The 21,879-nt window shown below is 45.0% G+C and carries 14 protein-coding genes and 2 tRNA genes; 7 read left to right on the forward strand and 9 right to left on the reverse strand.

Annotation, left to right across the window (positions count from 1 at the left end):
- The first annotated feature begins 259 nt into the window (after positions 1–259).
- From WC980_06350 to WC980_06365, 4 genes are all read left to right on the forward strand, one after another.
- On the forward strand, positions 260–1,357 hold the full coding sequence (locus WC980_06350; GenBank protein MFA5794669.1) for a hypothetical protein: 1,098 nt from the start codon (positions 260–262) through the stop codon (positions 1,355–1,357).
- Between the two features lie 665 nt (positions 1,358–2,022).
- Complete coding sequence (locus WC980_06355) at positions 2,023–3,918, forward strand: GNAT family N-acetyltransferase (GenBank protein ID MFA5794670.1); 1,896 nt, start codon at positions 2,023–2,025, stop codon at positions 3,916–3,918.
- A 47-nt stretch (positions 3,919–3,965) separates the two neighbouring features.
- Positions 3,966–6,080: an acetate--CoA ligase family protein gene (locus WC980_06360; protein MFA5794671.1), complete on the forward strand. Its 2,115-nt coding sequence runs from the start codon at positions 3,966–3,968 to the stop codon at positions 6,078–6,080.
- Positions 6,081–6,095: 15 nt separating this feature from the next.
- Positions 6,096–7,130 carry a DRTGG domain-containing protein gene (locus WC980_06365; protein ID MFA5794672.1) on the forward strand — a complete coding sequence of 345 codons (1,035 nt, stop codon included), beginning with the start codon at positions 6,096–6,098 and terminating at the stop codon, positions 7,128–7,130.
- Positions 7,131–7,158: 28 nt separating this feature from the next.
- On the opposite strand, the gene gyrA is transcribed toward WC980_06365, so the two are convergent.
- A complete protein-coding gene (gene gyrA / locus WC980_06370) occupies positions 7,159–9,714 on the reverse strand; it encodes a DNA gyrase subunit A (GenBank protein ID MFA5794673.1) in 2,556 nt (851 codons plus the stop codon).
- A gap of 392 nt (positions 9,715–10,106) precedes the next feature.
- On the opposite strand from gyrA, the gene WC980_06375 reads away from it, so the two are divergent.
- Positions 10,107–11,504, forward strand: coding sequence for an MBL fold metallo-hydrolase (locus tag WC980_06375; protein MFA5794674.1), 1,398 nt, complete (start codon positions 10,107–10,109; stop codon positions 11,502–11,504).
- 20 nt (positions 11,505–11,524) lie between these two features.
- On the opposite strand, the gene WC980_06380 is transcribed toward WC980_06375, so the two are convergent.
- Positions 11,525–12,229: a gamma-glutamyl-gamma-aminobutyrate hydrolase family protein gene (locus tag WC980_06380; GenBank protein MFA5794675.1), complete on the reverse strand. Its 705-nt coding sequence runs from the start codon at positions 12,227–12,229 to the stop codon at positions 11,525–11,527.
- A gap of 65 nt (positions 12,230–12,294) precedes the next feature.
- Here WC980_06380 and WC980_06385 point away from each other — a divergent pair.
- A tRNA-Gln gene (locus WC980_06385) sits at positions 12,295–12,368 on the forward strand.
- A gap of 1 nt (position 12,369) precedes the next feature.
- Positions 12,370–12,445, forward strand: a tRNA-Glu gene (locus tag WC980_06390).
- 1,445 nt (positions 12,446–13,890) lie between these two features.
- Here the strand turns inward: WC980_06390 and WC980_06395 are convergent.
- The 7 genes from WC980_06395 to WC980_06425 form a co-directional block, all read right to left on the reverse strand.
- Positions 13,891–16,287 carry a DEAD/DEAH box helicase family protein gene (locus tag WC980_06395; protein ID MFA5794676.1) on the reverse strand — a complete coding sequence of 799 codons (2,397 nt, stop codon included), beginning with the start codon at positions 16,285–16,287 and terminating at the stop codon, positions 13,891–13,893.
- 2 nt (positions 16,288–16,289) lie between these two features.
- Complete coding sequence (locus WC980_06400) at positions 16,290–18,128, reverse strand: site-specific DNA-methyltransferase (GenBank protein MFA5794677.1); 1,839 nt, start codon at positions 18,126–18,128, stop codon at positions 16,290–16,292.
- A gap of 1 nt (position 18,129) precedes the next feature.
- On the reverse strand, positions 18,130–18,306 hold the full coding sequence (locus WC980_06405; GenBank protein ID MFA5794678.1) for a helix-turn-helix transcriptional regulator: 177 nt from the start codon (positions 18,304–18,306) through the stop codon (positions 18,130–18,132).
- A 31-nt stretch (positions 18,307–18,337) separates the two neighbouring features.
- Positions 18,338–19,426: a site-specific integrase gene (locus tag WC980_06410; protein ID MFA5794679.1), complete on the reverse strand. Its 1,089-nt coding sequence runs from the start codon at positions 19,424–19,426 to the stop codon at positions 18,338–18,340.
- On the reverse strand, positions 19,423–19,908 hold the full coding sequence (locus WC980_06415) for a helix-turn-helix domain-containing protein (GenBank protein MFA5794680.1): 486 nt from the start codon (positions 19,906–19,908) through the stop codon (positions 19,423–19,425). The genes WC980_06410 and WC980_06415 overlap by 4 nt, the downstream gene beginning before the upstream one ends.
- Positions 19,886–20,056 (reverse strand): hypothetical protein, encoded by a 171-nt coding sequence (locus WC980_06420; GenBank protein ID MFA5794681.1) that lies wholly within the window; start codon positions 20,054–20,056, stop codon positions 19,886–19,888. Before WC980_06420 ends, WC980_06415 begins: the two co-directional genes overlap by 23 nt.
- Before the next feature lie 112 nt (positions 20,057–20,168).
- Positions 20,169–21,338: a hypothetical protein gene (locus tag WC980_06425; GenBank protein ID MFA5794682.1), complete on the reverse strand. Its 1,170-nt coding sequence runs from the start codon at positions 21,336–21,338 to the stop codon at positions 20,169–20,171.
- Between the last annotated feature and the right edge of the window lie 541 nt (positions 21,339–21,879).

The following is a 21,879-nucleotide window of genomic DNA, read 5'->3' on the forward strand; positions in this document are numbered from 1 at the left end:
TCCTTCCGTAAAAGATATTATCGGAGTCGAGTCGATTTTTCAAGGAGTTTTCTCCCCCCAAAACTCCTTGATATCTGCAACTTATTCCCCTTCATTCCTTTGTCTCAAATGCGCTGACGTTGAACAGGGATAGTGCTGATCTAGTAGGGTAAGGAAAACAGGGCGAGTGCACCGCCCTCGTTTTCCTGTTAAAATGTTACAGCGTTAAAATGTTTCTACGTTGTAATAGTATAACAATGAAACATTGAAACGAGGTTTTATGTCATTCAGACACAGATACGCAAATGGCGAGGTGACCTCGCCCCAGATCTCGGAGCAAGCAGTAACCGAGGAGAAGATTGCGGACAATGCAGTAACATCTCAGAAGATTAAGGATGAGACCATTACCGGAGCCGATATCGGGGCCGGGCAGGTCCAGACCGATGACATCGCCGACGGCGCCGTTACATTAGCTAAACTGGGCTCAAACGTTTCGCTGGTGCCGTTGCAGGACAATGCCGTGACTACGCCCAAGATTGCTGATAACGCAGTAGTCGCAGAAAAGATCGCAGGAGGCGCAGTAACCGCTGACAAGATTGATACCCACGCGGTTACATCCACCAAGCTTAACGAGGGAGCAGTTACCGCATCCAAGATTGGCATAGGCGAAGTCACGCCAACTAAACTGGCGGCAGTTGATTCCCCGGCAGACGGCGAAGTACCGACTTACAATCAGGCTCAGGCCAAGCTGGAATGGAAACCGATGGCGAGCGGAGTTACTCGTCCCCTGACCCCAGCAATCGCTACCGATGAAATCGGCGATGCGCAGGTTACCAATCCCAAGATAGTGGACCGGGCCGTGGATTGGGTCAAGATTGCGCTGAGCTCCATCAACCACGAACTGCTCTATAACGTCGCTCCGCCTACGGATGGCCAAATACTGTCTTTCGACGCAGCTACCGGCAAGTTTAATTGGATTGCCCCGCCAACAGGCGGTGCGGGCGGGATGCAGTTGACGCTTTTGTCCGGACAGCCTCTGGTGTTCTCCGAGAACTCGATGGCGGACATTAACCAACTGATAGACCTGTCAACTTTTATACCGGCTACTGCAACAGCGGTGCTGGTGGAGATGCAGTTCAATGCCATGTCCGTTCCGGCCAGTATGGAGCAGATACTGACCGTCCTCGGTCGAAGGGCCGGTATGGATTATGGTACTTCAACTATACACTTTATATGGCAAAACGTGGCCAACCTAAACCAGAATATTTACAAGGAGGCGACATTAGCCACGGATGAGACACGGATGATTAAAGTATTAGCTACGAAAGGAGGACAATTCTGTTCAATAAATATTTGGCTAAAAGGCTGGATAGAATAGCCACTGAGGCACAGAGTACACAGAGAATGCTTATCCCGCTTCCCTGCGTTCGGGGATAAGTGCCTCTAACTCACTTTCGTTCGAAGTGGCACTAAACAGTAACTTTAAGAGATTTGTATTAGACTATTTTAGTCTTTTACCAGTCTCGTCCAGTCCCTGTTTGATTGTTCTTTGTGCCCCCGCCTGAACGAGACAGCCGGGCAGGTTTGTGGTGAATGGTAGGTTCAAACTGTCCCTAATCCCACTCCGCACAGTTTACCCCGCCTTTGGGCGGGGCTTCGGGGATCTCCCGTCAGAATAGCCGGGATAAGAGCCAGTACGTCACTGCGTTCCTACTGGCACTAGCCCAGTGCAAATATTACTAAGCCTGTTTTTTGCACTGGATAAGAGCCAGTACGTCGTTACACTCCTACTGGCTCTAAATCTATTTAGTCGGATTTCTCTTGATTATTGCGAAATATCAGCATATTATAATATAGAGGGAATTTGCGAATCGGGTTGTACTCTGGCAGTTTGAGCGGTAGCGAATTATCCCTAGACCCTTAGGGGTCTTGGGACAAGAACCCTAACGGGCTGCCAGGTATACTGGGCTAATAACGACTAAAGTCTAACAGCCCAAGTATGTACGCAAAGCGCCATGGCGACGCAGTGCCTACGGTTTAGTTATGAGCAATAATTCTTATCTCGATGAACTGAAGTCGAAATACCCGGAGAAGTTCGCCTCCGAGGAAGCCATATTCAGCCATATTCACGCCGGCGACCATATCTTCGTGGGCACGGCCTGCGGCGAGCCGCAGTACCTGGTTCAGGCCATGATTAAATACGTCGAGTCCAACCCCAAGGCGTTCTTCGACGCCGAGGTGTTGCAGGTCTGGACTCTGGGCGTGGCGCCTTACGCCGACGAGAAGTTCAAGGATAATTTCCGGCATAATTCGTTCTTCATCGGCCGGAGCACCCGGGCGGCCGTGGCCGAGGGCGCGGCTGATTACACCCCGATTTTCCTGTCGGCCGTGCCGGACCTGTTCCGTCAGCGGCTCCAGCCCATTGACATCGCCCTTATCCAGACCTCTTTGCCGGACGAGCACGGTTTTATGAGCCTGGGCGTCAGCGTTGACATCGTCAAGTCGGCGGTCGAGGCGGCCGAGCTGGTGATTGTCCAGGCCAATAGCCAGATGCCCCGGGTGCATGGCGAGACGTTCATCAATATCCACGATGTGGATTTCATCATCCAACACGACGAACCGCTCCTGGAATTCGAAACCCAGGTGTCCAAGGACACGCCGTTTAAAATAGGCAAGTACGTGGCTAAGATAATCGAGGACGGCGACACCATCCAGGTCGGTTACGGCAGCATCCCCAACGCCATCCTGGCCAGCCTGAAGGACAAGAAGCACCTGGGGGTGCATACGGAGCTCATCAGCGACGGCATCGTCGAGCTGATGAAGTCCGGCGTGATTGATAACTCCAAGAAGTCGCTTAACCGGGGCAAGACGGTGGCGGCCTTCTGCATGGGCAAGAAGGCGACTTATGAATACCTCAACGACAACCCCAGCTTTGAGTTCCGGCCGGTGGATTACACCAACAACCCGCTGGTGATTTCACGGATAAGCAATATGGCGGCCATAAATAGCGGTTTGGAGATAGACCTGACCGGCGAGGCCACGGCCGAGTCCATCGGCAAGACCTTTTACAGCGGCATCGGCGGCCAGGCCGATTTCATGCGCGGGGCGATACTTTCGCCCGGCGGCAAGACCATCCTGACCATCGAGTCCACGGCCGATAACGGCAACGTCTCGCGCATCGTGCCATTCATAAAGGAAGGCGCCGGCGTGACCCTGAATCGGGGCGACGTCCATTACGTGGTCAGCGAATACGGCATCGCTTACCTGCACGGCAAGAACATCCGCGAGCGGGCCATGGAGTTAATCGCCATCGCACATCCCAAGTTTCGGCCCTGGCTGGTACAGGAAGCCAAGAAGCTTAATATGATTTACGCCGACCAAGCCTTTATACCGGGCAAGAAGGGCGAATACCCGGAACATCTGGAGACCTACCGGACTTCGGAGTCGGGCCTGACCCTGTTTTTCAGGCCGGTCCGGATAAGCGACGAGCCGCTTCTGAAGGATTTCTTTTATTCGATTTCGGACCAGAGCATGTACCGGCGGTTCATTTCCCGGCGCAAGGATATGCCCCACGAACGCCTGCAGGAATTCGTCATCATAGATTATACCAGGGAACTGGTCATCCTGGCCGTATTGCAGAAGGACGAGCAGGAACTGATAGTCGGCGTCGGCCAGTACGGCATAGACGAGAATACCCACACGGCCGAGGTGGCCTTTGTGGTCAGGGACGACCAGCAGAATAAGGGCATCGGGCACGAACTGCTGTCCTACCTGACCTTGCTGGCCAAGAAACAGGGCTTGCTGGGGTTCACGGCGCAGGTGGTCCAGGAAAACCAGCCGATGCTGCACTTGTTCGAGTCGATGGGATTTGACATCCAGCGCCGGAATGATTCGGGCGTCTACGAGATGCGAATGGCATTCAGGGATAGGCCCATTTAGTGATATTTTTTGATTGAAGCTATCCGCCCCCAGTGGGGCAAGGTTGGATGATGAAGAACAACAACGCCGATATAAAATACTTGTTCGAGCCGCGCTCCATCGCCGTCATCGGCGCGTCGCAGCAGCCGGGCAAAATCGGTTATAAGATAGTCGAGAATATCGTGGCCAGCGGATATAAGGGAAAGATATACCCGGTCAACCCCAAGGGCGGGCAGCTACTGGGCGTTGATTCGTATGAACGCATCGAGGATATCAAAGGCGACGTCGACGTGGCTACTATCGTCATCCCGGCCGAGATGGTTTTGGAATCTCTAAAAGGCTGCGCCGAGAAGAACGTCAAGTTCCTGTCCATCATCACCTCGGGCTTTTCCGAAATCGGCAACATCGAGCTGGAGAATAAGATAACGGCTTACGCCCTGGAGCACGATATGCGCCTGTTGGGGCCGAACATATTCGGTTTTTATTCGGCAGCCAGTTCGCTGAACGCCACCTTCGGGCCGAAGAACATCAAGCCGGGCAATGTGGCTATCATCACCCAGAGCGGCGCTTTGGGCGTGGCTATGATAGGCAAGACGGCGGTGGAGAACATCGGGCTGTCCTCGATTATCTCGGTCGGCAACAAGGCCGACCTGGACGAGACCGACCTGCTCGAGTACCTGACTGAGCACGACGGCACCAAGGTGATATTTATGTATATCGAAGGCGTCAAGAACGGGGCCAAGCTGGTCAAGGCGCTCAAGGCCACGGCTCGGGCCAAGCCGGTGGTGGTGGTCAAGTCCGGCCGGTCCAAGCGCGGCGCCATCGCGGCCGCGTCGCATACCGGCTCGCTGGCCGGCTCGGACGAGATATTCGATGACATCATGCGCCAGTGCAACGTGCTCCGGGCCGAGAGCATCAAGGAGGCGCTGGAATGGTGCAAGTTTTTCGCCAATACGGCCATACCGGCCGGTGAAAACACGGTAATAATCACCAACGGCGGCGGCATCGGCGTTATGGCCACCGACGCCTGCGAGAAGTACGGCGTCAAGCTCTATGATAATTACGAAACGTTAAAATCGACATTCTCCAAAGTGATGCCTTATTTCGGTTCGGCCAAGAACCCGGTTGACCTGACCGGCCAGGCCGGGCCGTCGCATTATAACACGGCCTTCGCGGCTTCGCTCAAGCATAAGGACATCGACGCGCTCATTTCGCTTTATTGCGAAACGGCCGTGTTCGACATCGATAATTTCTCGGGCATAATCGAGGCGACATACAAGAATTACCGGGCGGCGCAAAAGCCCATCGTTTTTTGCCTGCTGGGCGGCGAGAAGTCGGACGTGTGCATCCGGATGCTCCGCCAGCGGGACGTGCCGGTTTTCAGCGACCCGTACGAGGCGGTATCGTGCATGGGCGCGATGTATTCGTACTACCGCGCCTTAGCCGTCAAAACGGAGCCGGCGTCCAAATGCCGGATAGACAGTCCGGTCATAGACGGCATCATAAAGAAAGCCCGGGCTGACAACCGGAGCTTCCTGCTCTCCAACGAAGGCCAGGCGGTCATCAAGTCGGCGGATATCTCGGTGCCGCAGAGCCATATCGCGCATAGTATCCAGGAAGCCGTAAAGTTCAGCGAGCAGGTCGGGTATCCGGTGGTGATGAAGGTCGTTTCCAAGGATATCCTACACAAGAGCGACGTGGGCGGCGTGGCGCTGGACCTGGCCAACAAGAACGAGGTGATAGAGGCATATGAAGCCATTATCCATAACTGCCGGAGCCATAATCCGCACGCCTTAATTGAGGGCGTGTCGGTGGACGAGATGGTCAAGCCCGGGACGGAGCTGATTATCGGGGCCCGGCGCGACCCGTCGTTCGGACCCATCGTCATGTTCGGGCTGGGCGGCATATATGTCGAAGTGATGAAAGACGTGGCCTTCCGGGCTTGGCCGGCCGGACGCAGGGAGATAACGGATATGCTGAAAGAAATCAAGTCTTATCCGCTGCTGCTGGGTGTTCGGGGCGAAGCCCGCAAGGACATTGACAGCGTGGTCGACACCATCATCAAGGTCGGCGCCATAATAAGCGAATCCAAAGGCATCTCGGATATCGAAATAAATCCGTTGGTCGCCTATGAACAGGGAGTAAAAGCGGTTGACGTAAGGATACTGCTGACAAAGAATTAAACGGAGGTGAACAAAATGAATAAATTAGTGATTGCATCTATGGAAAAGAGCGCCGGCAAGACCAATTTCATCATCGGGCTGGCCCGGGCGCTGGGCACTAAAATCGGCTATATGAAACCGTTTGGGGAGCGGCTGGTCTACCAGAAAAAACGGCTCTGGGATTACGATTCGGCCCTGATTGCCGGGGTGATGGAGCTTAAGGAAAGCCCGGATGAAATGACCATAGGATTCGAGTATGCCAAGCTCAAGTATATGTACGATGACGAACGGCGCAGCAAGAAATTACTGGCAATGGTTGAGACCATGGGCAAGGGCAAAGATGTCCTGCTGGTTGAAGGCGGCAGCAACCTGAAATGCGGCGGCGGGGCCGGACTGGACCCCATATCAGTTGCCAAATACATTAACGGCAGGCTTTATATCATTATCAGCGGCAATGAGGATACTATCATCGATAACGCCACTTTTCTGAAAAATCATGTTAACCTCAAAGGCGTTGATTTCGGCGGCGTGATTATCAACAAGGTGAAGAATGTCGACGACTTTAACGAGAACTACCTGAGCAGCATTACCGAATTAGGATTGAAAGTGCTGGGCGTATTGCCTTACAAGCCGGAGCTGACGCACCTGACGGTGAATAACCTGAATTACCGGTTGTTTGCCAAGGTTCTTACCGGCGAAAACCTGTTGAACCGCACGGTGAAGCATATTTTCATCGGGGCCGGCTCGGCCGAGATGGCGCTGAAGAGCACGCTTTTCCAGAAGGAAGACAAGTTGATTATTACCAGCGGCGACCGTTCGGATATGATTATCGCGGCCATAGAAACTAACAGCGCCGGGATAATCCTGACAAACAATATCATGCCCCAGTCGAACATTATTTCCAAGGCGTCCGAGAAGAACACGCCTCTTTTGCTGGTCAGCCAGGACACCTACCAGGTTGCCAAACAGATAGAATCTATCGAGCCGTTGCTGGCCAAGGAAGATTCGGTCCGGATAGATATTCTGACCAAGCTGGTCAAGGAACACGTGGACATAAAGAAAGTAATTTAGAACCGGATTTGCTTCTAGAACGCCTGTTTTAACCTTTGGGGGTGGGGAGATTGGGCGTCTTTTCTTCGTCTTCGACTTCTTCGGGGCAGACGCGTGCCACGGAGACGACCTTGTCGCTGGGTTGCATGGAAATCAACCGCACGCCCTGTGTGTTGCGCCCGATACTTCTCAGCCCGCTGACCGGCATGCGCACGGCCATACCTTTTTGGGTCATCAGCATTATCTCGTCCTTGTCGGTGACCTCTTTTAGCCCGATGAGTTTGCCGTTGCGGTCCGAGGTCTTTATGTTGCGGATGCCCGAGCCGCCCCGGCGCTGGATGCGGTATTCGTCGAAGCTGGTGCGTTTGCCGTAGCCCTTTTCGCAGACGGACAGGAGTGATGCGTTCTTGTCCATTATGACCATATCGCGGACCAGGTCGCCTTTCTTGAGGCGGATGCCGGTGACGCCGTAAGTGGCCCGGCCCATCGGGCGGGCGTTTTCTTCCGGGAACCTGATGGACATACCGTCCTGGGTGCCCAGGATGATGTGGTCCTTGCCGGAAGTGGTTCGCACTCCAATAAGCCGGTCGTCGGCTTCCAGTTTTAGTGCGATGATGCCGCCCTTTTGCGGGTTGCCGTATTCGGACAGGGTGGTTTTCTTGACCAGCCCCTTGGCCGTGGCCATCAGCAGGAAGCCTTTGTCGAAGGTGCCCACCGGGATGGCTTCGGTAATCTTTTCCTTCTGGTTGAAGCGGATGAGGTTGATGAGCGCCCGGCCCTTGGCAGTGCGCGACATTTCAGGGATGTCGTAGACCTTGACCCAGTGTACCTTTCCGATGTCGGTGAAGAATAATATGTAATCGTGGGTCGAGGCGACGAAGAGGTGCTCGACGAAGTCGCCTTCCTTGGTTTCGGTGCCGATGACGCCCTTGCCGCCGCGCTGTTGTTTGCGGTAGCTGGTCAGCGGTACGCGCTTGATGTAGCCCTCGTGGGTGATGACCACGACGGTTTCTTCCTCGGTAATCAATTCTTCTATGGAAAAATCCTTGAGCGCCCGCTTCATTATTTCGGTCCGGCGTTTGTCGCCGTATTTTTCTTTCATCTCGTAGAGATCTTCTTTTATGATGTCCAGGACCAGGTTCTCGTCGGCCAGGATGGCCTTGAAGTCGCGTATTTTTTCCTTAAGCGCCTTGAGGTCGGTTTCGAGCTTCTCGCGTTCCAGCCCGGTCAGCCGTGATAATTGCATGCGCAGGATGGCGTCGGCCTGAATCTCGGACAGGGAATATTTCTTTATCAGCTTTCCCCGGGCTTCTTCGATGCTCTTGGATTTCTTTATCAGGTGGACGATGTCGTCGATGTTGTCGACGGCGATGACCAGGCCTTCGAGGATGTGCGCTTCGGCTTCGGCTTTGTCCAGCAGGAACTTGGTCCGGCGGCGGATGACCTCGATGCGGTGGTCCTTGTAGGCGACCAGCATCTGTTTTAGGTTTAGTGTTTCCGGCCGGCCGTTGACCAGCGAAATCATTACGATGCTGAAGTTGTCCTGGAGCGAGGTGTTCTCGAAGAGCTGGTTGACGACGATTTGGTCTTCCTCGCCGCGTTTGAGCTCGACCACGATGCGCATGCCGTCGCGGTCCGATTCGTCCCGGATGTCGGACACGCCCTGGATGCGGCCTTCTTTGACCAGCGTGGCGATGCGTTCGATAATCTTGGCTTTTTCCTGGTTATACGGGATTTCGGTGATGATGATGCTGTTCTTGCCCTGCTTGCCTTCCTCGGTGGTGACCTTGGATCGGACGGTAATGATGCCCCGGCCGGTCAGATAGGCGTCGCGGATGCCCTGGGCGCCGCAGATGATGCCGCCGGTGGGGAAGTCCGGGCCTTTTACTATTTCCATCAGTTCTTCTATGGTTGCGGTCGGCTTGTCGATGATTTTGATGATTCCGTCGGCCACTTCGATTATGTTGTGGGGCGGGATGCTGGTGGCCATACCGACGGCGATGCCGGATGCGCCGTTGCATAATAAATTGGGAAAGGCCGAGGGCAGGACCTTGGGTTCATCGCGCGTCTCGTCGTAGTTGGGCTGGAAGTCAACCGTGCCCATATCCAGGTCTTTCATGAGCAGCGAGGCGAAGTCGGACATGCGCGCCTCGGTATAACGCATGGCGGCCGGCGGGTCACCGTCTACGGAGCCGAAGTTGCCCTGGCCGTCCACTAATATGTAACGGCAGGAGAAATCCTGGGCCATCCGGACCAGCGTTGGGTAAACCACCTGCTCGCCGTGCGGGTGGTAGTTACCTGAAGTGTCGCCGCAGATCTTGGCGCATTTACGGAACTTAGAGCGCGGTCCGAGGTTGAGGTCGTTCATAGCTACCAGTATGCGCCGTTGCGAGGGTTTGAGACCGTCCCGGACGTCCGGTAGGGCGCGCGAGACGATTACGCTCATAGCGTAGTTGAGATACGAGTCCTTCATCTCGTTCTCGATGGCTAGTTCCTGGATATTGCCGTTTTGTTCAACGGAGATGGCTAATTGCCCTTTTTCGTTGGAACTGGGCTTCTCCGGCGCGGGCTGTTTTTGTTCCTTGGGGTCTTTATTCTCTTTCATCGCTCTAAAAATCCTGTTCTAATGTAAGCTGATTAAGCGGATAAAACGGATTTATATATCAATAATTCCTATAAAATAAACTTTGTCAGTATACCCCCAATAAAGAGGTTTGTCAAGAGATTAGAGACAGTTAGAACTTTTGACAAAAGGTGGCAAAAGGGCGTTACTGTCTCTTACCCAGTGCGAATATTACTAATATTGAGATTTACATTAGTCCTGTTAAGCTTCACTTACGTGATCTAAGGGACACTACGGCACTTTGTTTCTAGTGGTCCCTAAGAGATAAAAACCAGTCCTTAAAGGGAGGCAGTAGCTCTAATTCCCTTCGGTCAAACTGGTTCTAATTACTTTGACATACGATTAATAATTGTTATCAATATTACAATTACAAGATGAGTATAAAACTGAAATTTTGCGGCGGGGCCCGGACGGTGACCGGTTCGATGCATCTGGTTAAGACTCCTTCAAGCCAGGTCCTGATTGACGGTGGTCTGTTCCAGGGCCGGCGCGATGATTTCTATAAGATTAATTCGACCTTTTCGTTTTCGCTGGGAGAGGTGACGGCACTGGCGCTTTCGCACGCCCATATCGACCACAGCGGTAATATTCCCAACCTGGTCAAGCACGGGTTGAGCTGTCCTATCCACGCCACTTCGGCTACGGTTGACCTGTGTTCCTTGATGCTGCCGGACAGCGGCCATATCCAGGAGGAAGATATTAAGTTCGTTAATAAGATAAACAAGAGGAAGGGCCAGCCCCAGCGCGAGCCTCTTTATACATCGAACGACGCCATAGCCTGCTTGGGTAATTTTAAGAGCAATTACTACCGCCAGCCGTTCAAGATTACGCCGGATATCACGGCGACCTTTTTCGAGGCCGGGCACGTTTTGGGTGCCGGGCTGATTCTGCTGGAGATACAAAACGGCGCGGGCATTGTCCGCCTGCTTTACGCGGTGGATTTAGGCCGCAAGAACCTGCCGTTGCTGCGCGATCCGGACATCATTCAAAACATTGATTACCTAATTATCGAAAGTACCTACGGTAACCGGCCGCACGATCTGGTGGAAAGCGCCAAGCAGAAGCTGGTTGATGTGGTCACGCGTACAATCAATCGGGGCGGCAAGCTTATCATCCCGTCGTTTGCGTTCGAACGGACGCAGGAGGTGGTTTATTTCTTGTCCGAGCTGATTCGCCAGGGTAAACTGCCGATGATTCCGATTTTTGTGGACAGCCCGCTAGCCACGAATATCACCATGCTTTTCCAGAAACACATCGGCTACATGGACGCCGAGACCCAAAAGCTGATGGCCAAGCATCTGGACCCGTTCGGGCTGAATCATATCCGTTATATCCGCGATTCGGCCGAGTCTAAAGAGCTCAATTTTGATAAGAGACCAATGGTGATTATCTCTGCTTCGGGTATGTGCGAAGCTGGCCGGATACTGCATCACCTGAAGAACAATATCGAAAACCCGGCTAATACGATATTGGTGGTGGGTTATATGGCTCAGAACACTCTGGGAAAGAAGATTGTCGACCGCCAGCCGATAGTCAAGATTTTCGGCGAGGAGTATAAGCTCAACGCCGAGGTGGTTAAGATTAATTCGTTCAGCGCGCACGCGGACAAGGACGAGCTGTTTTGGTATATCCAGCAGTTGGGTAAATCAGTCAAGCGGATATTCGTGGTTCACGGTGATGAAGAACAGTCAGAACCCTTTACCCAGCGGCTGATTGATGCGGGTTACAAGGCATATCTGCCCCAGAAGAATGAGGAAGTGGTGTTGGGATAACGCAGAATGCTGATTTATAATTAGTTACACGCCGATATCAGCGCTTTAAACAATTTAAGGTGGTCCGGCTCTTTTATAGTCATTTCCGGGTGCCATTGCACGCCTAAACAGAACGGATGAATTTTCCGGGGAAGTTCCACGCCTTCTATTACCGTGTCCGCGGCCCGGGCGTTGATTATCAGCCCTGCGCCCGGTGTCTTGATTGCCTGGTGGTGCGAGGAATAGACCTTTATCATTTGTTTGCCAGTGATTTTATGGAGCAGGCCGGTATCGCAGACGTAGACCTGATGCCGGGCCCAGAGGTGTTTGACGGTTGTTTTGACCTGGTGCTCGATATCCTGAAAGAGCCGGCCCTTGAGGGCGACGTTGAGCAGTTGGGCGCCGTAGCAGATGGCCAGGAGTGGTATTTTATTCCTGAGGGCTGATTTCATCAGGGCCATATCGGAGTTGAATTTTTCATCTATAATGATTTTGGCGATGCCGTGTTTGTCTTTTATTTCCAGGGGGCGCTCGCCGTAAACAGACGGGTTGATATCGGCGCCGCCGGTAAAAACGATGCCGTTGAGTTTCTTTATGTATAAATCCGGGTCATTGCCGGCGATGGGCGGGATGATTACCGGCGCGCCGCCGGCTTGGAGTACCGCTTGGCAATAAGTCCGGGTTACCCGTACGTATTTATTGTTGTATGCGAACGAGGCGTTGATGCCGATTAATGGTTTAGTCATATCAGAATTTTCTTGATTTAATTCCAGCTATAGTTATAGTGCCTATCCGTTATACTGATAATTATTGCCGGGTCGTCTAACGGTAGGACGCAAGACTCTGAATCTTGTTGTTTAGGTTCGAATCCTAACCCGGCAACCATGCCCCCATCGTCTAGCGGCCTAGGATATGAGATTCTCAGTCTCAGGACCAGGGTTCGAATCCCTGTGGGGGTACCAACTTAGACGACCTCCTTTTTCAGCCATAAAATTAAATGGTTTTCTATATACAGGATAAAGAGTTACATCATTTAAGGTATAGTTCGAGGCTACAAACTTCAAAATCTTAGCCTTATCCTCATAGTTCGCCTTAACGTATAGAGAATACAAGCGATTCGCCAGTTCGAGGGTTTTACAGCCATCCTCATAGAAATTTTGGTTAATCGCTTTAACAGACTCCTTCTGCGCCCTAACCTCAAAAAGCTGGCCTTTATACTCCTGTTCTTTAGCCTTAAATACATCCTTGTCCATATCCCCATCAAGCTTTAAATCGAATAACCTGCTAAGGCGGGTAGTTATCCTTTCCTCTTGTGTTCTAAGCGCATTAAGGCGGGTTTCCTGCGATTCTACGGTGCTTCTACTGCGTTCCCTAAGCCCTTCCTTAAGCCAATCAACTATATCACTGCTCAAGGTAATCTTCTTTATTGGTTCTTCAAACATAGATGCTAACCTATCTTCAGGAATATAACCGATTCCGTTATGCCTGCCTTTAGAAAATGTGCAATGATAATAAGTATATCGGTTCTTCTTCCGCTCGCCCAAAATCTTGCAATCGCAAATACCGCAGGTAATAAGGTTATTGAACGAGAAATTTCTTTTTGAAATATGATTATGCGCCTTCCCGTTCAACACAGACTGCACCTTATCAAATACATCTTTGGAAATAAGCGCGGTATGACTGCCCTGATGCATAGACCCATCCCACGTAAACACCCCATAATAAATAGGATTCTTAAGTATATGCCACAGAGTGCCCTTGTTCAACCTGTTGCCTTGGGCCGTTCTTAATCCTTCCTCATAAAGAATATTTGCCAGCATCTTTACAGAATAACTGCCCGAAGCCATCAGAGAAAACGCCCTTTGAACATAAGGAGTATTCTTTTTATCCACATCAAGCAATCGTGTTACTGGATTATTATAATAACCAAAAGGAGCCCTCGAAGGATAAAACCCCTGCTCGGCTTTCTCCTGCATACCCATCTTAGATTTGCGGGAAATGTCATTAGACATCTTCTTCGCCACCGCCACCTCTATATCCAGCATAAACTCATCCTCAGAGCCGGAGTTCTTGTCTATCTTTTTATTGCTTCTTGAGAAATGTATAGTCTTGTCGTGATATTTTACCAAAGACCATATTTTGATTTTATCCATATCGTTACGGGTCATCCTATCCGTAACGTCAAAAATGATGTGTTTTACATCTTCATGCCTTTTAGCGTAATCCAGCATCTCGTTAAAAGCGTCTCGTTCATCTTTCCAGGCGGACTCTGAGACTTTCCAGCGTTTTATGATATTAAGACTATTCCGGCGTGCGTATTCATCGCCCAGTTTCTCTTGAGCGTCAAGGGAATAGCCTTCCCTTTCTTGCTCTTTGCTTGATACCCTAACGTATAATAAAGCGGAGTTCATTTTTTATCTTTAAATAAATCCTCAAATGGCTTCCAATTTTTATCTTGGCTTATTTTACCCTTTTGATACAAGTAATCTTCCGAGTCATTATAATACCAAACCCCATTTTCAAAAACTGCAATTCCTCCTATATGATTCTTACTTAATTCTTTTAGTTTGATAGCTAAATACTTTGCCTTATCTTTGGTTTCTTGCTCAGTAGCTGTTTGCCCCTTTTTAGTGTCAAAAATACCTATTTTACCACTCTTAAAACGGATAATCCAGTCAGGGTAGAATAAATCATCTTTGTTATCTATATTGTTGAAATATTTTATCGCAAAATAGTCTTTGCCCTGATTTCCATTTTTAAACCACCAGTCAATGTGTTTGCTCTTTTCATCAAAATAATTTATAAAGTTTATTTCGTTCTCCTTGCCTTTATAAGATTTTAGAACAAACAACTTATCTAATACATAAAGTTTCTGGGATACTTCTTCGTAATCATCAGTAAAATCATACCTTTCTTTAACTTCAAAAATAGGTGTCTCTTTTTCTTCTTGTCGTTTCTTCTTTTCTTTCAATATCTGCTGTGCAATTGGTTTAAAGTCAATTAAAGATTTAGTTATTTCTGGTCTGAATTTACTACTTGCCCCTTTTAGGATGTCTTTCACAAAAATACGGTAGTAGTAATTACTGTCATCATTTAAAGCTGATTTAAACCATATTCTAATAGCCGATTTTAATACACTCCAAGAACGGGCAATATTTGTATATTTTGCTTCCTCATCTGTTTGTTCTTTTAGAAGTTGATAGCAAAGATAGTTAAAGGTTTTCTCCACATCGTTGGTGGACATTTCTAATTCTACATCAATACCCTTTTTCCTAAAGTCAAAAGCTAATTGGTCAAAATCTTCAAACTTAGCATTGGCAATAATAAAGTTGGTTAATTTGTCATCTAAATCAACCCCTGCTTTTTCTAATTTCTTTCTTGCTCTTCCTAAAATATCATCTTTTGTAATACCAAAAGATTTATTCATAGAATTACTAAAACTTTCCTGAAATTTAAAAGACGCTGGGATATCGCCATAATCAATGCGAGATATATAAGCAGATTCCAATTTAATATTTTTTATATTTTCCCTTATATATGCGTGCTGAGTATAAGGCTTGTTATTACTTGACTGGTCTGGTATTTGCACCTGATTCCTGCGGTAATTCGTAAACAAATACCCGATTCTTAAATTAGGATTATTTTTATAATCTTCCTTTAAGTTTGGCTCCGGCATTCTTAAAATCCTGCCAACCGTTTGGGTGTAGAATTTATCTGATTTTATTTCTCTAAACATCACTAAAACGCAAGCGCGTGGGCAATCCCAGCCAGTTCCAGCCGCTTCTTTAAATAGCATAAAATCGACGTCATTATCGTTATCAGAAATGAAATCTAAATTTTCTTTTTTGCCATCAAACCATTTGGCAATCTGTGGTCTTTTTATACCTTGTTCGGTTAAATACTGGCAAACCACCTCTTCTTTTGTTTGATCACCGATGGTAATAAGCTCCTTATCATCGTTGGGTAACTGAATTAACATTAGTGGATTTATATTTTTACCTAAAACTTTCAGCTCTTTTTTAATTTGCTCTCGTTTTTTTATCCCTAACTGTAAAAGCCCCTTATCTAAATCCTTGCCCTTTAACTTCAGTAAGTCTTCTTCTGTCTGAACGATTATTTTTTCTTTAATTAATCCTTCCTTAACAACTCCTTGTCTATCTACTTGCACAAAACTTTCAAGAGTAGCCGCATTGACAACATCTTTATCTGATGGCGTAGCGGTAATATGAACAATGATTTTAGGGTCAATATAATCAATAATGTTTTGTGCTAATTCTGTTCCCTTATAAGCATGTGCCTCATCTACTACTAAAATAATTTCCCTTTTGTCTTCTTTTGTGCCATCAATAACATCCTCAAAATAACTTCCGCTTTCTTTGTGCATATCGTGCATATCGTCTTCGTCTGGCCTTCTTAAAACTCTGCTTTCCGCTGATTTTGAAACAATTTTTTGCCAATTCAGGAATAAAATGTCGTTCCCGTAAAGCTTACCTCTGTTTATGTCATTTACGGTTAGAAGATTATTCTCTAAGTTATTTTCAAAATATTCTTTAAATTTATCTTTACTCTGCATTGCCAAATCGTCGCTAAAAGTAATCCAAATAAAAGCCTTATCTTCGTTCCATTGTGGTAAATGGTTAAGCCCTCGAATAAAATGGGCGATTGTTAGGGTTTTGCCGCTTCCAGTAGGCGATTTAAAAACGAGAGGGAGTTGCCTTTCTGTTTTTTTACAAAGCCTCAAGAATGCTTCATTTAAGATGTCAATCGCTATTTTTTGAAATTTTAACGGATTATAAGTTGGCATATTTAAGTAAGGTTATATATTTGTTTATATATTTCTAAAATTGGTTGAGGTATCGTTTTTACAGCTATGTTTTTATTATTCTCAAACTCGCTAAATTCAAGTTCTTTCTCCCAACTAAAAACATATATCACAACCGGTTTTTTAAGTTCACTTACCTTTGTTACAAAGAAATCAAATTTATCAAGTTCCTCCCTAAAATATACTGCTGTATATCGCTCTTCGTTTTCGAATAATTGGTAGTATCCATTTTTTTCAACTTCTTCAAGTGTATTTTCGGCAATTGCAAGCATTGCACCAGCGTTATAAGCTAACTCTATTTTGTCTTTATCATTAGCACTAAGAATATTGTTTTTACCGACAAAATTTGTTTTGTAGTATTTTATTGAATTGCCCAAAGCCTTCTTGTTATTGTAACCATTAATAACATTCTTAATTCGAGGATAACATACGTCAGTCATTATTCTGTGCCTGTTGCCATTTATAACCTCATCATTGTTATTTACTAAAATAAACTGTCTTCGACCTTTATCTATTTCATTTAATTCCATAACAGCTTCACCAGTTGTTCCTGAACCAGCAAAAAAATCCAATATGATAGCATTCTTATTTTTGTTGGCGGCAATTATTCTTTTTAATAACTGAAGAGGTTTTTTACCGTTCTTAAAATCAATACCACCCTCAGCTTCTAATCCCGTAGTTTTAATATCTGTCCATAAATCACCAGGGTGAACATTAAGATAGTCATCAGCAAAAAGTATTTGAACACGAGGTTTTTTACTATTTTCAGGATAATCGGCTTTTACTATATATAATACTTTATCTCGTTTTGAAATAACTGAGAAGATAGTTTGTTTTACTGTTCTCCTTTTTTTGTCGGCTAATTGTTTTACGGAATCTCCTGCGGCAGTTCTACAAATACGCCAAGCATTTTGAAGACGCCAAAATTCAACTTCTTTCTTATTTTTTATTCCAATTTCATCTATTTTAGCTGATAGAGTTTTTAGTTCTATTTCTGCTAAAATTTTGTCAACCATCTTAATGTCAGCATCAATAATATTAACTTTAGTTGATATTTCAGCTATTATATCTCTTTTTTCTTTTGAAAAATTGTCTATAAAAATATTATATTCATTATCCCATTTCTCTTTGGCAATCGGTTCGAAAGATAAATTCTTAACTCCAAATGGCTTAGCAATCAGTAAATACTCTTTATATTTTGGAATGCTCCCAGCTTTTTTTATTGAAGCCATTTTTAGTCCAGAAGCTTCGCTCATTTTAACGACTATAGTTTTTACATTTTCTTGAAAAATCGAGTCAAGCAATAATTTAAGTTGAGCATATTCATTATCATCAATTGAAACTGACAAGAAACCATCTTTCGAAAGTAATGTTTTAGATAACTCAAGTCTTTTCCTAATAAAAGAAAGCCAATAGCTGTGTCTTAATGGATGGTCAATAGGCACTTCTGTGCCATCAGGGTATTTGTCTAAAATTCTTTTATCTTTATATTTAAAGCCATCAGAACCAGTATTATAAGGCGGGTCAATGTATATAACATCTATTTTTCCTTTATGCGTATAGTTCAGGCAAGTTAGGACGTGATAATTATCACCATCAATTAAAATATGGGTAGGTTTATCATCCTTACTTTTTATGGCTAATTTTGGCACTTCTTCTAAAATCGGAAGCTTATTTTCAATATCATCTTCAAAAGCCTCTGGCACGTCAAACCAAAATAAGCCATATATTTCTTTCGAAAATTTAGTCAGCTGTTTTTTTAGCCTTTCATTTTCTTTTTGGAGTTTTAATATTTGATTGTCTTTCGGGTCTGTGTGGGACATATTATTTTTTTTCTTTCATTAATTTCTCTATATGATAACTCTGTATTTTATTAGGTTTTGTTTTTACGTTTAACCAGCGGTTAACCGTAGCAAACGATACCCCCAGTTTTTTTGCCAATGCCTGTTGGGATATCTTGCGTTCTAAACGATATGTTTCTAGTCTTTCTATTAAATCCATATATAACAAATTATAACATTATATCCATAAGTCAAGCTTTTTGTTCATTTTTATTTAATAGGTTTTCAAGTCTGTTTAAAATATCATCTTTTTTGTTGTCTCTATTAAGAGGAATATTCCTTATTATCTCACCTTGTCTGTATTCATCAATCTGGCCATAACTATTAAATGTCGTTAAAACCTGCTCATGCCCTAAATTCTGGCTCCAAGCCTTAAATTCTTCTGGTGTCTTGCATATCTGCTCGCCTAATCTAACTAAAGTATTTCTAAAAGAGTGCGGGTTAAAATACTCGATTCCAGCATTTTTAAACGCTTCTTTGAAAATGTTTCTTATCTTATTAGCTGTTTTCCAATGGATGGGCTCAACTCCATCAGCCGTAAAAGCATTATTTTTGTCTAAAACTAATTTTGTTCGAGGGAACAAGGGAGCATCCTCGCCAAACAGCTTAGTTTTATAAAGGTAATCAACCCAATCAATCACTATTTTCTTAATATCATCTCCAACAGGAAAAAAATAGGTATAGATGGTCTTGCTATTCTTGGTGTTTACCTCTGCCGATAACTGCTCTACAAGTTCCTCACTGAGTTTAATATGCTTTAGTTTTAATGAAGCAATTGCGCTATCTCTCATGCCAGTTAATAGAGTAAAGGCGATTATAGTCCTGTTTCTACGGCCAATCTCTGTATCTAAAGGCATTAAACTAATGACCTTCCCGATTTGTTCAATCGTAGGCACTTTTGGGCGTTTTTTCGCCTGAGCAATCCGGCTCTCCTTCCCAGATAGGTTAAAATATTCAATCTCTCGGACATCAAGCCGTTTATATCCGTTTTGCAAGATTAACCACCTGAAAAAATCCTTCAGATTATTCAGCGTTGATAAAACCGTTGATTTACTGAGATTATTCCTTAATTTTGTTCTTGTTTGAATAAGGTCTTTTTTAAAGCCAACTGCTTTATGCTTATTAAATGTTTTAAAATCCTGATATTTAGTATAGAATTCGTATCTTGTTAACGCCTTTCTCATATTATCTATTGTGGCTGAACCCCTCTGATTTGCTTCCCTTTGCCACTCATAATAAAGCCGTTTAATGCGTTCATTATTAGAATTACACTTAATCATGTTAAATTGACCCCTTTCTTGTCAGTATTTACGATAGAAGAATTAAACCCTATTAAGTCTTGATTAAGTATCGTTTGTATTTCAAAGATTTTCCCGATTTCATCTAATTTATCGGTAGATGATACCCTGTTTAATTTCGTATTGCACTGGCAACATTTACCCATAATCAAAAGCCGTTTTTCATTCAAAAATCTTATATTAACGAAATTATTCAGGCTTTGACGAGGCTCCCTGCATTTACAGCAGTAAAGTTCATCTGGTTTGCATTGTTTTTTTCGTTTATGTTGGCGGTCTTTTATGAACTCTTTTAATATCTCACCTAATACGAGATATGGTTTTCGGTCATCTATACGAGGAAGCCCTTCATCATACCATAGCTGGACTGTTCTTTTATGGATATTAAAAAGCTCTGCTATTTCATTAGTAGAATAACTTAATGTTGTTTTAATTAGACTAGTGTTATAGTTTTTCTTCTTCGCCATATTTCTTTTCCAGTTCAGACAAAAGAGCGCATAGGCCGAGCATATTCTCGGCAATCTCTCTTGCGTCTTCCAAAGACAACGGAGCCGCGCTGTAAGGTTGCCAGACCTTAATGGTCTTCTCCAAAAACTCTTTTGAATATTCCGCCATAAATAAAAAAAGGGTATAAGCGCCTTTCTATCACGCTTATACCCTAGTAAAAGTGAAAATAAGCAAGTATCTTATTTTCGTAATGGGTTTTATACGGTATTATCCTGAAATTTTATTCTTCATCATATTTATTCTTGTCTCTTCTACGCAGACGTTGTATTTTATCATGCATTCTTCCTGTTTTAATTTGATTTTCTGGGCTGATGCCTACAATAAGATGTTTTTGAGAAACTTTATCTTGGTCAATGTACACCGCAACTTGAGGGCACAATTCCTTGCAATTTTTTTGCTCCGGGCAATGATTACACTCCTTGATTAAATCGCTCCTTGTCATTTTTGGCATAGACCTAGCTACATATTTTTTTCTGTAAATAAGCTCGTAAGCCCTGGCAAATTCCTTTTTAACAAGATTTTCAGATTGAACTGCCGGCTTGCTAGGATAAATAATTGTACCTATTTCCTTGAATGATTTCTTTTGGAATCTGAGGTCGTATACACGCAAATAATTATCATATTTTTTTATATGCATTCGACTTGCTTTAATAACATCATTTATAATCCCATATTTTTTTAGTCGCCGGTTTATTTTAGGATTATTTTTAATAAACCTCAAAACAATTTTCCTAAGCTCCTTCATCCCCTTTATTGCATCTTTAATTTCAGCCAAAATTATGTTACTTGATTGTGTTATATCAACGTTAATTGCAACCCAATTATTTTTTAGTGTAAAAGACCAGTAATGCTTAAAAAAATAATCTATATCTTTCCTTAACGCCGGATTATCATTTGTTTTTAGAGCCCTTTCAAACATAACTAATTTAAGTCTGAAAGACTCTAACACTTTTCTGGGAGTTTCCCCTTTGCTGCCAAAACCCATGCCAATTAAAGCGCTTCGTCCGTAAGTAGTTTCATCTACATAAGGAGCTAATTTTCCCATGATTTTCTCTCTGTCATCTGTATAATTTCTTTTTTGCTCTTCAATAAGCCTGTCAAATAATTTGGGTATATCTTCTCTATTAGATTTATTAAATACTGACCAGGGGAATTCGCCACCACATTCCTCTATTAATTTAGCCCATATCTCGCTGGCTTCATTATGATATTGTAACCATAGAGACGATTCTCCTGCCGATGTTAGAGGCCATATAGGTTTTTCTTTATCCAACTGGTCTATTTTGCTTTTGACGGAATCATGTTCTTCTAATAATAACTTAATTTTGTGATTTCTTAGTATAAATTCCTGTCGGTATTCATACGGCATTTTTGCAGTTGTTTTATTCATTCCATCCTCCTTACATCTTCTAAAAATGATTGGCTGCTAATCTAATGGGTTATACCTTATGCCTATTTTAAGGCAACAAAAGACCGGGTTTGACAAAACAATGAATAAAAACAGGCTATAGAAGAATGGTCAAAATTATATGGCAGACCCATTTCAGAAGAAGAATACCGGCAAATTTGCGCTAACCTTAATGGCTTTTCCTCGGTCTTGAAAGAATGGGAGGATAAGCAACTCAAGGCGGAAAAATCAAAAAGAAGTTGTGCTAAAGGCGGTATTTCTTAAAGCATCAATAATAGTATTTTCCTGTCTCAAATGCGCTGACGTTGAACAGTTTAAGTGATGTGGTGGAGTAAATAAAATCACCGGAAAACAATGTAATTTCTTGACAGGAATCCACCCAGTGCTATCTTTACTCCCAAATTAAAATATGCAGCTATCGATTAACAGCACTTATCATTACAACATAATATTTCAAGACAGCAGTTTCGTAGCTATGAGTAGTTTAAAATCTTAAAGAAAGGGGTATTATGATAAAGTCTAA

This window comes from Candidatus Brocadiia bacterium (assembly GCA_041658285.1).
Lineage (GTDB): Bacteria > Planctomycetota > MHYJ01 > JACQXL01 > JACQXL01 > JBBAAP01.